13 protein-coding genes are annotated in these 15,590 nt (G+C 33.5%); 10 read left to right on the forward strand and 3 right to left on the reverse strand.

The genetic code is table 11. The annotated features are described in order from the left end of the window. Window positions 1-56 precede the first annotated feature (56 nt). From EXIGUO8A_RS12985 to EXIGUO8A_RS13010, 6 genes are read left to right on the forward strand one after another with little or no spacing between them, the layout of a single operon-like run. A complete protein-coding gene (locus tag EXIGUO8A_RS12985) occupies window positions 57-599 on the forward strand; it encodes a heme NO-binding domain-containing protein (RefSeq protein ID WP_074672884.1) in 543 nt (180 codons plus the stop codon). Further along, entirely contained in the window at window positions 592-2,571 is a 1,980-nt protein-coding gene (locus tag EXIGUO8A_RS12990) for a PAS domain-containing sensor histidine kinase (protein WP_159303458.1), read from the forward strand. The genes EXIGUO8A_RS12985 and EXIGUO8A_RS12990 overlap by 8 nt, the downstream gene beginning before the upstream one ends. A gap of 7 nt (window positions 2,572-2,578) precedes the next feature. After that, the gene (locus tag EXIGUO8A_RS12995; RefSeq protein WP_159303459.1) at window positions 2,579-3,709 is read left to right on the forward strand and encodes an FIST signal transduction protein; all 1,131 of its coding nucleotides are present in this window, start codon (window positions 2,579-2,581) and stop codon (window positions 3,707-3,709) included. Further along, window positions 3,709-4,773 carry a sensor histidine kinase gene (locus EXIGUO8A_RS13000; protein WP_159303460.1) on the forward strand — a complete coding sequence of 355 codons (1,065 nt, stop codon included), beginning with the start codon at window positions 3,709-3,711 and terminating at the stop codon, window positions 4,771-4,773. Before EXIGUO8A_RS12995 ends, EXIGUO8A_RS13000 begins: the two co-directional genes overlap by 1 nt. Continuing rightward, window positions 4,770-5,090: an Hpt domain-containing protein gene (locus tag EXIGUO8A_RS13005; RefSeq protein ID WP_159303461.1), complete on the forward strand. Its 321-nt coding sequence runs from the start codon at window positions 4,770-4,772 to the stop codon at window positions 5,088-5,090. Before EXIGUO8A_RS13000 ends, EXIGUO8A_RS13005 begins: the two co-directional genes overlap by 4 nt. After that, complete coding sequence (locus EXIGUO8A_RS13010) at window positions 5,091-5,801, forward strand: LytR/AlgR family response regulator transcription factor (protein WP_159303462.1); 711 nt, start codon at window positions 5,091-5,093, stop codon at window positions 5,799-5,801. Window positions 5,802-5,815: 14 nt separating this feature from the next. Here the strand turns inward: EXIGUO8A_RS13010 and EXIGUO8A_RS13015 are convergent, their stop codons facing one another. The 3 genes from EXIGUO8A_RS13015 to EXIGUO8A_RS13025 form a co-directional block, all read right to left on the reverse strand. Further along, complete coding sequence (locus EXIGUO8A_RS13015) at window positions 5,816-6,229, reverse strand: response regulator (protein WP_159303463.1); 414 nt, start codon at window positions 6,227-6,229, stop codon at window positions 5,816-5,818. Window positions 6,230-6,232: 3 nt separating this feature from the next. Next, complete coding sequence (locus EXIGUO8A_RS13020) at window positions 6,233-8,020, reverse strand: sensor histidine kinase (protein WP_159303464.1); 1,788 nt, start codon at window positions 8,018-8,020, stop codon at window positions 6,233-6,235. A gap of 217 nt (window positions 8,021-8,237) precedes the next feature. Next, window positions 8,238-10,298, reverse strand: coding sequence for a tetratricopeptide repeat protein (locus tag EXIGUO8A_RS13025; RefSeq protein WP_236564486.1), 2,061 nt, complete (start codon window positions 10,296-10,298; stop codon window positions 8,238-8,240). 225 nt (window positions 10,299-10,523) lie between these two features. Here EXIGUO8A_RS13025 and EXIGUO8A_RS13030 point away from each other — a divergent pair, with 225 nt between their 5' ends. From EXIGUO8A_RS13030 to EXIGUO8A_RS13045, 4 genes are all read left to right on the forward strand, one after another. Continuing rightward, window positions 10,524-11,384, forward strand: coding sequence for a polysaccharide biosynthesis protein (locus EXIGUO8A_RS13030; RefSeq protein WP_159303465.1), 861 nt, complete (start codon window positions 10,524-10,526; stop codon window positions 11,382-11,384). Between the two features lie 257 nt (window positions 11,385-11,641). Then, entirely contained in the window at window positions 11,642-12,871 is a 1,230-nt protein-coding gene (locus EXIGUO8A_RS13035; protein ID WP_159303466.1) for a glycosyltransferase, read from the forward strand. A 266-nt stretch (window positions 12,872-13,137) separates the two neighbouring features. Next, entirely contained in the window at window positions 13,138-14,277 is a 1,140-nt protein-coding gene (locus EXIGUO8A_RS13040) for a response regulator (RefSeq protein ID WP_159303467.1), read from the forward strand. A 40-nt stretch (window positions 14,278-14,317) separates the two neighbouring features. Then, window positions 14,318-15,586, forward strand: coding sequence for an oligosaccharide flippase family protein (locus EXIGUO8A_RS13045; RefSeq protein WP_159303468.1), 1,269 nt, complete (start codon window positions 14,318-14,320; stop codon window positions 15,584-15,586). The last annotated feature ends 4 nt before the right edge of the window (window positions 15,587-15,590 follow it).

The following is a 15,590-nucleotide window of genomic DNA, read 5'->3' on the forward strand; positions in this document are numbered from 1 at the left end:
TCCTGCATTTTCGTATTAATTTTCCTACGTTTGGGAAACGTTATTAAAATATTGAAATGAAGGGAATAGTATTTACTGAGTTTTTAGAAATGGTCGAATCTGAATTTGGATTAGAGACCGTTGATAATATTATAGAAAAAGCAGATTTGCCTTCTCAGGGCATTTATACCTCTGTAGCTACCTACGAATTTAATGAAATGGTGGCGTTGGTCACCCAATTGAGTGAAGAGGTAGATTTACCTGCTGGTGACCTTATTTACGCATTTGGACTTTATCTTTTCTCAAGTCTAAAAAATGCACATCCTGAAGTTATACAAAGTTATTTGTCACCAATAGGTCTTTTATATTCAATAGAAGACCATATTCATGTACACGTTAAAAAATTATATCCGGAAGCGGAACTGCCTACTTTCAAAATTCTTGAAAAGACAGATAATTCCATATCTATGATATATAGTTCTTCTAGAGGGCTATATAGATTGGCACATGGTTTAATTGAAAAAGCATTTGAACATTTTAATGGTAAGGCAGATATTACTTATGAACTTCTAAAGGATGATGGTACCGAAGTAAAATTTGACGTTGTACAACATGGATAGTAAAGAAGTTGTTCTTTTAAAAAAAGCCCTCGAAAGACAAAAAAGAGCACGACAGCAAGCTGAAAAGATATTGGAGGAAAAATCTCATGAACTTTATGAGGTGGCCAGCCATTTAAGGGAATCTAATGCTAAGCTGGAAAATTTATTGAGCGAAAAAACGTCTGAGTTAGATGGCGTTTTTATAAATATCATTGACCCTTATGTGGTGATGGACTTATCATTTAACGTGGTAAGTATGAATTTATCTGCAAAAAACTTTTTGGGTTATGATAATAATATCGAAGAGGTAAACCTTTGGAAAATGGTACATAAAGATTATATGGAATATACCATAGAATCTTTTAGTAGTTTAAAAGAGGTAGGCAAGCTTAAAAACTACAGAGCAAAAATATTGGTTAAAGGCGGAGTTGAAAAATGGGTGGAGATTAATGCCAGTTTAGTTTACAATAAAGAAAAACAACCTGTTGCCGCCCAAGGTATTGTAAGGGATATTACCCAAGAAATGGAAGTAAGGGAGTTGCTGTCTGAACAAAAAAGACAATTAGATGTAATTGTAAACAGTTCCCCCTTAGGTATTATACTTGCCGATGCCAACATAATACTTAAGGTAAATTATACAATGACCTCTTTATTGGGCTATTCTTTGAACAGCTTTATGAAAATGAACGTTGAGGACTTTACCGATAAAGAAAGTTTAGAACTAGCCAAAGAATACTCAACTAAAATGAATAATGGTGAAATAGACAATTATACTATTAAGCAGAAGTTCATAAAGAGTGATGGAGAAAAATTACAAGTAAAACTATCTGTCAATGCGGTAAGGAATATTTATAAAGAAGTCAACTATATCGTAATGATGGTTGAAGACATTACCCAACAGTTAGAAGCTGAAGAACGTTTAAAGTCTGAAAGGGAAAAGTATAGTGGAATAATTGCCAATATGAACTTAGGGCTTTTAGAGGCAAATAGAGAAGGCGTTATTCAAATGGTCAATCAAAGTTTTTGTGATATGATCGGCTTTGAAGAAAGTGAATTGCTTAATACAGATGCCAAAGATTTTGTAAGCCTAGAAGATAAAAATAAAGTAGCCGATAAGATCAAAACCCGTGCAAACGGAAATTCAGATTCATATGAAGTACATGTTATTACCAAGTCTGGAGAAAAAAGGCATTGGTTAATAAGTGTTGCTCCTCGTTATAATAAAAACCATGAGGTAATTGGTTCAATTGGTATTACACTTGATATTACTGAGCAAAAAGAACTGGAATTACAGAAAGAGAAATTGGTTAAAGACCTTGAAAATAGTAATCAAGGTTTACAAGAATATGCACATATTGTTTCCCACGACCTTAAATCACCTTTAAGAAGTATCAGTGCTCTTGCCACTTGGTTAAGTGATGACTATAAAGATGTTTTGGATGAAGGCGGTAAGCAGAATTTAGAGCTAATGCAAGAAAAGGTGGCTTCTATGGATAAGTTAATTCATGGTATACTCGAGTATTCAACCGCAAACAGTTCTGCCTTAGATAATTCTAAAGTAGATTTAAATAGTGTAATTGCCGATATAGGTGAGACTATTTTTATTCCCGAACACGTGAAATTAGAAGTGCCAAAAGTACTGCCGATCATTATGGCCGATAGAATTAAAGTACATCAGGTATTTCAGAATATTATAGGTAATGCAGTAGTGCATATAGAAAGAGAAGTTGGTCTGGTAGAAGTACTTTATAAAGATAATGGTGATTTTTGGCAATTTACGATCAGTGATAATGGAGTAGGAATACCGGAGGAATATCATAAGAAAATCTTCGACATCTTCCAGTCTATTGGTAATAATGAAAGATCTACAGGTATTGGTTTATCCATCGTAAAAAAAATAATTGATCGTTACCAAGGTAAGGTTTGGGTAGATAGTGTAGTAGGTGAAGGTACCCAGTTTCACTTTACAATTAAAAAAGACCATAACGAATAACAGAAATATGAAAATAGTTCAAGCAATTAAAAAAGGAAATGAACCTATAGTACTTCAAAATCCAGGTCGGTTAAAGGAGCCTTTGGTTTTGGTATTTGGTAACAGGTATTTGCTTGAGGATGATGGTTTGTATAATGAAATCAGAGCACTTTTTCCAGAAGGTCATATCGTATTTGGTACCACATCTGGCGAAATAATAGATGATAATGTTTTAGAAGGTACAGTGGTATTGACCGCCATTGAATTTGAAAAAAGTAAAATTTTAGTGAAAAGATGTAATGTAAAAGATTACAAACATGATGATAAAAAATTAGGAGCTAATTTAGCCGCACAGTTTCCAAAGGATAATTTAAAACACCTATTCGTTATTTCAGAAGGTAGTACGGTAAACGGTAGTGCTTTAATTGAAGGAATTGAACATTTAAATAGTAACAACTTTGGTCTTTCTGGAGGTTTATGTGGTGATGATGACCGTTTTGAACGCACTTTAGCCTCGTACAATGAAAATCCTAAAGAAGGGGAAATCGTTGCCATTGGTTTTTATGGAGATACACTAGAGATTTCAAGTGCAAACTATGGCGGGTGGACTACTTTTGGTCCTGAAAGAATCATTACAAAATCTAAAGGCAACATTTTATTTGAATTGGATGGTAAACCAGCTTTAGATCTTTATAAAACCTATTTAGGCGAAAAAGCCAATGAACTACCAAAATCTGCATTGCTTTATCCGCTAAGTGTAAAGGCAACAGAAGATGCTGAACCTTTGGTACGCACAATTATAAATATAGATGAGGTTGAAAGTACAATGACCCTAGCCGGTGATATACCTGAAGGGTCTAGGGTACAGCTAATGATGTCTTCTGTAGACGATATTGCCAATGGGGCTTATCATGCGGCAGAATTGGCTATGCAGAACAGAAAAGCAGCGCCAGAGTTGGCTTTGTTGATCAGTTGTGTTGGTAGAAAATTGGTAATGGATCAACGTACCGAAGAAGAAATAGAAGAAGTAAAGGCGGTAATTGGTGATAGTACCGTAATCAGCGGGTTTTACTCTTATGGAGAAATGGCACCCTTTGGTGGTCAAGATAGTTGTAAATTGCACAATCAGACCATGACACTAACTTTATTCAGTGAATAATGCATTCTCTTTTAAAAAGACAAATACGAAAGTACTTACCGGCCGATTTAAGGGCGCATCCAGAAATGGATAGCTTTTTAGAAGCTATAGAAAAGTCTTATGAAAATTTTGAAGATAAATTTTCTATGTTGCATAGGGCTTCTACCATAAGTTCTGATGAACTTTTTGAAGCGAACAAAAAATTACAGAAAGAGGCGTTACAGCAAAAAAATATTCTTGTTTCATTAGAAAAGGCTATTCATAGTTTAAGAGAGAATTTAAATGATGAGCAGGAATTCGAATTTAATATCGAGAATGAATTCAACGCAGAACATCTAGCTTCGTACATAAGCAGTTTGGCATCTAAGGTTTCTAATATGACGACTGAAAAAGATAAACTGGTTGCTAATTTAGAAAACCAGAACGAATCTTTAAATAATTATGCACACATGGTATCTCATGATTTAAGATCGCCCATTAGAAACATCAGCGCATTGATGAATTGGATCATGGAAGATGAAAAAGATAAATTTTCTCAGATCAGTAAAGATAATTGCTCATTAGTATCTGAAAATTTAATTAAGATGGATAAGCTGGTTACGGGTATTTTAAACCATGCAACGATGGGTGAAACTAAAGAGCAAAGGGTAATGTTCAGTTTAGAGGAAAGCCTAAAGGATATTGAGAAAACTATTTACGTTCCAGAGAATGTAACCTTTAAATATCAAAAAGATCTTCCGAAAATGGAGTTCGAAAAAGAGAGGTTAGAACAATTGTTCATGAACCTATTCTTAAATGCCATTACGGCAACTGAACATTTGGAGAACGGAGTAATTGAAATTGGTTATGAACCAGATGATACCTATTGGAAATTTAGTGTTTCTGATAATGGGAAAGGTATTCCTGTAAAGCACCAAGAAGGTATATTTCAAATGTTCAAAAAATTAGAGACTTTCATTAATTCTACTGGTATTGGACTTGCAATTGTTAAGAAAATTACAGTTCTTTATGAAGGTAGTGTTTGGTTAGAGTCAGAAGAAAATGTAGGTACTACATTTTTTATAACTTTAAAAAAGAATACATGATAGAGCAACCAAACCTAGATTATGTCGATCAACTTGCTGGCGATGATATTGCTTTTAGAGGTCAGTTCATAGAAATAATTAAAGCGGAGTTTCCATTAGAGAAAGAAGAGTATTTTGGTCATGTTACCAATAATAGATTTAAGGAAACCGCAGAAATAGTACATAAATTAAAACACAAATTCAATATTTTAGGGATGCAAGATTCATACAAACTTGCGGTAACCTATGAAATGGAGTTGTTAAAAGGTAACCAAGATAGTAAGTCAAAATTCATAAAAGTTCTCCAAACTATTGATGAATATATTAAAACAATATAAATGAACTGTATTATAATTGATGACGAGGCTATGGCAAGGGCAATTGTTAAGCAATTGTGTTCTAAAATTCCTAACCTAGATGTCATTGAAGAGTTTGACAATGCCATCTCGGCTATTAAATTTTTAAATCAGCAGACTATAGATGTCATTTTCTTAGATATTCACATGCCAGGTTTTAGTGGTGTAGACTTTGTACAAACTTTAAAGGATCCGCCAAAGATTGTTTTGACCACCTCAGACACTGATTTTGCTATTGCTGCCTACGAATATGAGAGTATTGTAGATTATTTGGTAAAACCAATTACACAAGAAAGGTTTGAGAAATGTATTGATAAAATATCAAGTTTACCAGCTCACAAACCAGTGCAGCCAGCAGCTACAGGTAATGAAAAAGAAGAAGGCGAAGATCTTTATATCAATATTGACAGAAGGCTTATTAAATTAAAGTTGAATGAGATCTTAGTCATAGAGGCTAAAGGTGATTATATTGACGTTAAAACGGAGAAGGAAGATTATAGGGTGCACACCACATTAAAGAAGATTAAGGAAAAACTGCCAGAACGGTTGTTTTTACAAATACATCGTTCTTATATCATAAACTTTACTAAAATCATTGATATTGAAGATAATAGTGTGTTAATTGCAAAGAACGTTGTACCTATTAGCCGCTCTAACCGCCCAGAGCTAATGAGAAGGTTGAATTTATTGTAGAAGTGTGTAATGTTTTACCAACTTTCTTGGTATATCTTTTTAAATATTTCCGATAATTGAATTTTATTAACCGGTTTTACCACATAGCCGGTAAGTTCTTCAAAGTTAGACGCTCTTTTTATATCACTATCTCGCATAGATGAGCTTACCATATAAATATTGATGTTATTTATAATTTTTGGTTTAAGTTTTTTAAACTCATTTAAAAAGCCCCAACCATCTAAAAATGGCATATTGATGTCCAAGAATATTACCTCGGGCAGATCTAGATTCTGCTTTGTGCATTCAGCAATATATTCAACAGCTTGTTCCCCGTCTGTAAAAGTAGAGACTACTAATTCTTTTGATAGTTGATGAATGGTCTTTTCCATTAAATATAAATAAAGCTCATCATCGTCTACTAACAAAATATTCGGCTTTGTATTCATAATCTAAAATTTTATTTTGAACGTTGTTCCTACTCCTTCTTCACTATCAATTGATATGGTAGCGTTTAAAGCTTCTAATTGTGATTTTATTAAAAATAGACCCATACCCTTACCAGATATGTTTCTATGAAACCTCTTATATAATTTAAATACGTTGTCGCCATGCCTATTAATGTTTAGCCCTATACCGTTGTCACGCACATATAAAACCTTGCGTTTGTCTTCTATGGCCGATTCAAATAAAATATAAGAATCAACATCCTCCCTCTTATATTTAATGGCATTGGAAACGAAATTTTGTAATATACTTTGCAGGTAAAATTTTGAAAAAGTTATTTGGTTCCAGGCATCTAGCTTTAACAAAACTTCAAAATCACTGTCATCTAACAATGTTTCGGTGAATTCATGTTTTACTTCTTCAATTAAATCCGTAAGATTAATGTTAGACAGTTTAATTTCTTTATTATCCAAAATGGATACATACTCATTAATATCTTTGGTTAAATTGGTGATGCTATTTGCAACCTGATCTAGTTTGGGCAATAACTGATTTAGTATTTCTGGATTTTTCTCTTTTCGGATCATTTCTACAACAACCGACATGCTGGTTACCGGAGAACGTAGATTATGGGATATTAAATAATTGAAGTCGCTAAGCTGTTTATTTCTTATTTCTAGGCTATTATTTATTTTTTTGACCTTAATATTGTTTTCTTCTAATTTTTCTTTACTTCTGGTCAACAATATATTTTTACTTTCCAGCTCTTTGTAAAAATGTTCTTTCTCTAATTTCTTTTTTTGAAATATATAACACAAGGTAAAAAGGCTAATAAATGAAATAGCGTTGAAAGTTATAAGACTATCGTATAGAGGTTCAATGTAAGATGCTACCAACCTTGGGGGTATTTCTACAATCATATACCAATTTGTAGGAGTAACTATTTCAGAAGGTTGATTAGAAATTGAACCGAACGAATTGGTCGTACCGTTCAATATTATGGGCTGTAGGCGCCAGATATGTTCTTTTTTTATAATAGTACTGTCATGGGAGATTCCAATGGTATTGCTAATTAAATCTTTTGGTAATAAGTTGTCTACTATGCCTGTTTCATAAGGCAAATCTTCTTTGTGTAAACTACTGCTAATAACTCTTTTGTTTTCATCTAACAGATAAAGTTCTGTATCTACTGTTTTGGCTTTAAGCTGATCAAGAACCCTTTTCATTTTAAAGTTAATGACCACTAAGCCGATTTTGGTTTCTGTGGTGTCAAAAATGGGGGCTACTGCTCTAATGACCGGTTTATTGGGTTTTTCAATTACACCGTTTTCCCTATTTAAGCTAATATGGGACAGGTATAATTGATTTTTTTCCAACTCCAAGCCTTCCATTACATATAAATGGTTTTCTTTATTTTGGAGATTACCAATAACTACGGAGTCGGCACCTTTTCTAACTGCTCTAAAGAACTCCTTTCCTTCTAAATCAATAAAGCGAAATTGGTCATAATCGGTAATTTCTTTTATTAATTCTATATAACGATCCATGAAGGCGGTATGCTTGTTCATGGGGTCAAAATTTACTGGATATTCAAGGTTAGACCAGTACTTGGTATCATGTAGCAGATTATTACATTGCTCAAGAAAATATTCCTTTTTTATTTTTGCATCTCGCTTTTGATACTCGGATAACCCAGTAATCTGTTTATCTTTTTGAAAATAAAAAACATACAGAGTTAGAGTTAATAAAGGCAGATATAACCCTAAAAACATTTTTAAAACTCTTTTCCACATAAAAAATCAATTAGAGTTTCATTTTTATTCGTATTTCTCGTTAGGGAAAGGTTGTGTTTAACAACTTACGCTAATGTAAGTAAAATTCCTACAATTATAATAAATTAATCAGGGTAAATAAAAGATATAGCTGATTTATTCGAAGTGTGGTGAACTAATTTAGTAGCCCTAAAAGAAAAATAAATTTTCTCCGGAAAAGATAAATTTTAAGGTACTACTAATCTAGTTTCAATTTTTTGTAGAATAATGGTTTCTTTAAAAATAACCATTTAGCCTTAAGGCCTACTTCGGTAAACTCATACCCTGCAGCTGTGGCAGAAGCAATATTACTGTACTTTCCATATATACTTAAACTAAAGCGTTTAGAGAATTGATGTAGTACAGACGCTTCGGCCCTAAATATATTGGTGTTCGGGTCATCTTCAACTTGTTGTATACCTGTTGCTGCGCTTACTGCATAGCTTGTTTTTTCTGATATTTTACCGCGAAGGTCTGCAAAAAGCTCCACCGCTTGATACTTTTCTGGACTAAAATAAATAGTTGGCACTTGATCTTTAAAGGTTATATATTGATAATTTAGCCCCATTTTTAAGGCTGGTTTTCGCAGTATATTATAGTATAAAGAAGTAAATAAAAGGTTTCTTACATTTTCATCACTTTGTTGTGTATGCATTAATTGGGTGTACCACCCAAAATTAACGTTGGTACCTAAATTAAAATTTAAACCGTAGTGGTTTTGTACAATTTCACGCTCTATTAATTCGGCATTAAAACTTTGTACTTCTCTTTGGTAACCCAAGGTTAAGTTTTGAAGCTTAAAAGGTTGTAAATCTAATTTTATATCAAGAACAGGCTGTGTATATGCTTCATCTAAAAACCTAGAGTTGTTAAAACCCAATACCGTTTTTAAAACAGTCTTAGGGAATAGTTTATATTGTAAACCCATTAATGCTACATGAGAAGTGGCTTTGTTATCTGTCACCGTATTTTCGGTAGATCTAAAGAAATAAGAAAAGGTGGTTCTAAATTTGGTAGAAAAAGGCACATCGACCGTAGTATTAGTATAGAAGGCGGTATTATTACCATTATCAAAAGTATAAGCGGCATGCTCTTCTGTAGTAGGGGTATGCATTAAGTTTAATTTTTCTATAAACCCTTTGGCATCTTTTTGATTCTTATAAAACTTTAGTGTCTGGTTGGCCATTTTGTACGCAGGTACAATTCGATCTGAAGCAAAAAGTGCATTTGCCTTACCAAGATTACCATCAAAAGAAGCACTGTCATTTACCAATATTCTGTCATAGCTTTTAACGCTTGATTTTGCATCGCCCGTATAAAGCCCTAAAGTTGCCCTTAACGCATGTATCCAGTTTCTATTTTTATAATGCACTTCTAAACTATCTATCTTTTTTTTCGCAGTTATAAATTTTCTATTCCAGATCAATGCTTGTACATATCTATCATATGTACTTTCGGTAAGAGCCACATCATCTATTTTGTCCACTTCATTAGTAGCGCTCTTCGATGTAAGTAATGCTTCTTTATCATTCTCGTCAATATGTTGTGCCAATGCTATACCGTTTAAGGCGGTAATTGAATCTTTTTGATTTGTGGCATAACGAGCATACATACTTTTTGCTTTATCTGCCTGTTTTATTATTAAATAGAGATTGGCCAAGTTTATAAGTACATCTTTGTCATTAGGGAAATCTTCAAATATTTTTTTTAATGTTTGCTCTCCTTTCTTATACTGTTGGTCATTTACAAAACTATTGGCATAACCTAGTCGCATAAACTTTCGTGAAATTTTAGCACTTTCATTTTCTGGTTGAAGAGCTATTGCTTTTTCTACCCAACTTAAAGCAAGTTTATATTCTTTAAGGTTGCTTAACGTATTTGCATAGCCTAGCACAGCACCAAATTTATCTGGAAATTTTTCAACCAAATCTGCATATAAAGGCTTCGCCTGTTCGTATTCTTTTGCCCATAAAAAAGATTCATTGTAGTTGATTAATATTTCAAAATCTCCTGGGTATTCCTTTAATAGGTCAGCAAACAAGTTGGTTGCTTTTTTAGGCTCACCACTTAGCCCTACAGCCCTGCCATAGCAAAGTTTTGCAGTTTTGTTAGTAGGGTCGTTTGTAAGGTATTCAGCAAAAAAATCTTCTGCTGCTTGAAAATTACCTTGCTCTAATAAACCAAAGCCTTTGGTCATATCAGATTGCGCATTTAGCAATGATGTGGTTACTAGAAAAAGGAATATTATTTTACGAATCATTTTAAGGTAAGATTAATACTACAAATACCTAACGGTAATTATTGAAATTTATTAGTCGCTGTCAACAATGTAAAGGTAAATGCCCCTTCATAATTCCCGAAGTAAGATAATTGCCATTGGCCTACAGTAATGTGCAAGCCACCTAAACCACACCAAAATAAATGGCGATTGTACTGAAATTTGGCTTGAATGAAAATATAATTTAAGGCACTTAACATAATAGTTATGACAACAAATAAAAGAATACTTACAAGCTTCTCACCAGAGCAATTGTTAATGACAAGTATTGCGGTTCTTATCATTGGAGGTAATTATATAGCAAACCAATTTTTAAGTAGGGTATTTACCGGTACATCTAATGGTACGGCTTTCTTGTTGACCAGTTTTGTAATATTATTGGGGTTAATTGGATTTGCGTATCATCATATAATAACAAGGGATTCTGCTATGTATAATACCAATTATGACTTGGCATATCAAAGAGTCAAAAAATTTATTGTATGGATAGCATGTTATGAGTTGGTACATATAACCATTAGTTATATGCAGCTATTTTTTATAAGGCATTATATGGGTGTTTTGGAAGCAGAATTATATGCATCAATAACCTTAATAGGGCATTTTGTCTACTTTATTTTTTGGGTGGTTTCGGTAATTCTCATATCTCATATAGTTGAAAGAGGTGAACAAGGTAAGATGGCTAACTCTAGAATTTTAAAATATACTATTATGGGCTTATTGGTTGCCATTTTAGTTGCTTTTTGTTGTGCATTATTTTCAGAACCTATTCTACAGAGAATATATAAGAAAACCTATAGTACTGTATCGACATTGCTATGGCAATTTATTCTGGCTTCAATTTTATTTGCCATTTCAAGCGTGATAACCTTTTACTATTTATCATTGAAAAAATATACCCCAGTAATCATTTCTGCTGTTGTAGGAATTTCTCAAATTCTAATAATCACCTTCTTGCATAATAGCTTGTCGATTATTGTACAAGTGCATATTATAGCAATGGTTGCGCTACTATTGGCTCATCTACTTTACATCACCCACAATAGTATACTTAGTAAATTCAGTTAATGGCTAACCAGCTAAACATGTCGAACGCAGTGCATGTCGATGCTAATGGGTTTAGCGCTATAACATGTTTAATTAATAACATAAAATTATTTAAATGATTGATTATGTGATTCTTATGTAGTTTGTTTTTTGTTTAACTAGTGATTTTTCCCATTCGTCTATAGTAATCGTTCACCCACCTAAAAGCAGACAAAAAACCATTGTCTTAGTTAGATATTTGTATCAGAATAACCAAATAGAATTTAAAACTTAACCTTATGAAACTTGCAATTGTAACCGCATACCCCCCAAGTAAAGTTACGCTGAACGAGTACGGATATCACTTGGTAAAACATTTTAGATTACAAAAAGAGGTAACTGAAATTATTCTGATTACAGATAAAACAAAAGGAAAAAAAGACCTGAACTTTAATGAAAAAGGGTGTAAAATTACTGTCAAAGAATGTTGGAACTTTAATGACTACACTAACTTGATCAAGGTTAACAAGGTCATTTCTGGTACTAAACCAGATGCTGTACTCTTTAATCTTCAATTTCTAAAGTTTGGAGATAAAAAAATACCGGCTGCGTTAGGGCTAATGCTTCCTTTGTTATGTAAAATGAAAGGCATACCAACCATTTCGTTATTACATAATATAATGGAGCAGGTAGATTTAAATAATGCGGGGATTACATCAAATAAGTTTTTACAAAAGATTTACCGTTGTATTGGTAATCTGCTTACAAAATTTGTTTTGGCTTCAGATATTGTTGCCGTAACTATCGGAAAGTACCAAACAATATTAGAAAACAAATATCAATCTAGAAATGTGGCTTTAATTCCACATGGCTCGTTTGAGACTCCTTCAGAACCAGATTATACCTTACCTGCCGGACCTAAAAAAATATTGGCTTTTGGAAAATTCGGTACCTATAAAAAAGTGGAGATATTGATAGAGGCAGTAGAAATGATCAGAAATCGTTCTAAACAAGATATAGAAATTGTGATAGCGGGTACAGATAGTCCTAACACGCCTGGATACTTAAACAATGTTAAAAAGAAATATGCCCATGTTAAACAATTATGTTTTACAGGGTATGTAGAAGAGGCAAAAGTAGCCACTATATTTGAGGAAAGCGCTGTTGTAGTATTTCCATATACGTCTACTACCGGTAGTTCTGGAGTATTGCACCAAGCGGGTAGCTATGGTAAAGCAGTTGTCTTGCCAGATTTAGGAGATTTAGGTACATTAATTAATGAAGAAGGGTATAAGGGCGAATTTTTTAATTCAAACAGTGCTTCATCACTAGCAGATGCATTAGAGAATATATTGGTACATGATTCGTATAGAGAATATTTGGCAAAGGCTAATTACAGGGCCGCCAACTTATTGCCGATGTCTAAAATCACCAAAAAATACATTGAATATTTTAAAGTAATACAAGTTGCAAAATCTAAAGGATTCACCTTAGATGTTCCTTTAGTAGAGAAAAATATAGTGTTTTAAACACTACAGTTAGGTTAAGTGCAAAGAGGAGTAGTGTGGTTAGCTGCTCCTTTTTATCAATTCTCTTTAATAATACCGATTGCTAATATGAACTAAAAACTAATACAATTCTTACACAGCTAAATAGCGAAATAATTGGTGCCCTAGCTTAAAATCAGTTGTTTAGGTAGGTAAGAGTCAACTGTTAAATTATAAAATTTTCTTAAAAACCTACAATTTTTTAAAATTACCACGTTATATGTAGGTTAAATCTTACGTAATAAACCATGAAAATACTAACTATTGATGATCAACAGCTTATTCTTTTGTCTGTTGAAAAAAGACTTACTGAACTTGGCTATGATGTGTTGACTGCTGATTCTGGCCTCAAAGGAATTGATTTGTTCGACTCTTTTGAACCTGATCTAGTTCTAGTGGATATTAACATGCCCGATATTTCTGGATTAGAGGTTGTACGGCATATTAAAAATAGCGATAGAGGTAATACTCCTGTTCTAGTAATGTCAGGTAACACAGAAGAAGCTATTATTATGGATGGCTTTACATTGGGTATAGACGATTACATGAAAAAGCCAGTGAGCTTATCAGAAATGTCTGCACGAATTAAAAGGCTGATAGGAGCCCCTGTTGTAGAACAAAAATCTGAAGTAACAGGTAGTGGAAGAATGCTACAAAAGAATTGTGTTGGGGTTGTTATTCCTTGTTATAATGAAGAAGAACGTCTTTTAGGTACCGAGTTTAAAGATTTCGCCCATAGTAACCTTGGGTATCATCTTTGTTTTGTCAACGATGGTAGTACAGACAATACCTTAAAGGTATTAGAAGAATTAAGAAAGGGCAACGAGAGTAATATAAGTATATACGATTGTGAGAAAAATGGAGGTAAGGCAGAAGCTGTTCGTTTAGGAATGCTTCATATGGCGAAAGATACTCAGTTAGACTATATAGGATTTTTAGATGCCGACCTTTCCACAGATTTTAGGGATTTTGATGATCTGGTCGAAACTCTAGATAAATCGAATTTTAAAATAGTAAGTGGATCTAGAATGAGTAGAATGGGCGCCGATATTACCAAAGAATCTGCCCGTAAGGTGATCAGTATGACTATTAACCTGATCATTAGAACCATATTAAGAATGCCTTTTAACGATACGCAATGTGGAGCAAAAGTTATGGACCGCTCTGTGGTACCGTTACTTTTCAATAAATCATTTATTACCAAATGGTTGTTTGATGTTGAAATGTTTATTCGTATGAGAAAGCATTATGGTAAAACCGAAGCTAAAAAACTTATTTGCGAGCAGCCTTTAAAACGATGGATCCATGCAGATGGTTCTAAATTGTCGATGAAAGATTCTGTGAAAATTGTTGGCCAATTAGCAAAAATAGCTATCGTTTACAGGTAATACCCATTAAAACAAACCCTCTTTAAACCACCTTTATCTTATGTCAACAATAAAGTTAGCACTAAAGCGAATTTCCCCTAAACAATTGTTTATGGTTAGCGCTTTGCTTGTAAATGGCGGTAATTACCTATATAATTTATTATTGGGTAGATTGTTAGGTCCCGAGGCTTTTGCAGATGCTGCTTTGTTGGTGACATTACTCTTGGTATTGTCTTTTGTTGGTATGACTTTTCAATTGGCTACCACCAAATTCGCAGTACTGTTTTCTGATCAAACCTGGGTAACTTTCAAGAATACCATGTATAGATATGCTCTTGTATTTGGTGTGTTTACCGGTATTTTAGTACTCATTTTTTCAAAAAACCTTCAAGCGCTTTTCAATACACAAAATCATTATATGTTCATGATTTTTGCCGTTGCCATACCCTTGTACTTTGTTATGAGCGTAAATAGGGGTCGATTTCAAGGAGGACATGATTTTAGCAAATTGGCTGGTACCTACCAAACAGAAATGTGGAGTAGATTGTTACTAACATTCGCACTTCTTTTATTGCTGCCTTTTGAACCTGGTATTTTAATTGCCACAGGTATTTCCCTTTCTTTTGTTTTCGGACTCTTTCCTTCAGATTTTAAGGGAGTCAAGGTGTTTTCGAAAGAAAGATTGTCTACGGTAGATTTAAAACAAGTGTGGATTTTTATTGGCTTGACCGCAGGGTATGAACTTACGCAAATCATAATTAATAATAGTGACATCTTATTGGTGAAACATTATTTTGATGATAAGCAGGCTGGTCTATATTCATCATTGGCCTTGATCGGTAGGGTAGTGTATTTTGTAGCTTGGATGTTTGTAATGTTATTGATGCCAACGGTTATTCAAAAACAAAAAGATGGCGAGCCTACCGCACCGGTACTTTTTAAGTACGTATTTTTTATTGGAACATTATCAGCATTTATAGTGGCGGTTTGTTATCTGTTGCCCAACTTGATTATTACGTTAATGTTCGGTGATGCTTATTTAAGCATTGCTCCTTTACTTTGGAAATATGCTTTGGCAACTTCATTATTTGCCGTGTCCAATATTTTTGCATACTATTTTTTATCCCTCAATCAGTACTCACCGGTAATATTATCTGGATTGTTAGGCTTTTCTCAAGTGGCATTGATCATGCTTTATCATGATGCTCTTGAAACTGTTGTACACATGCAGATCATTGCAATGGTAATTCTACTGGTTGCCCAATTATTATTCTTCATTATTAAGAATAAAACCGATTCTAAAATTATAAAAGAACAACAAAAATCGTAAGGAG

This window comes from Maribacter litoralis (assembly GCF_902506355.1).
GTDB lineage: Bacteria > Bacteroidota > Bacteroidia > Flavobacteriales > Flavobacteriaceae > Maribacter > Maribacter litoralis.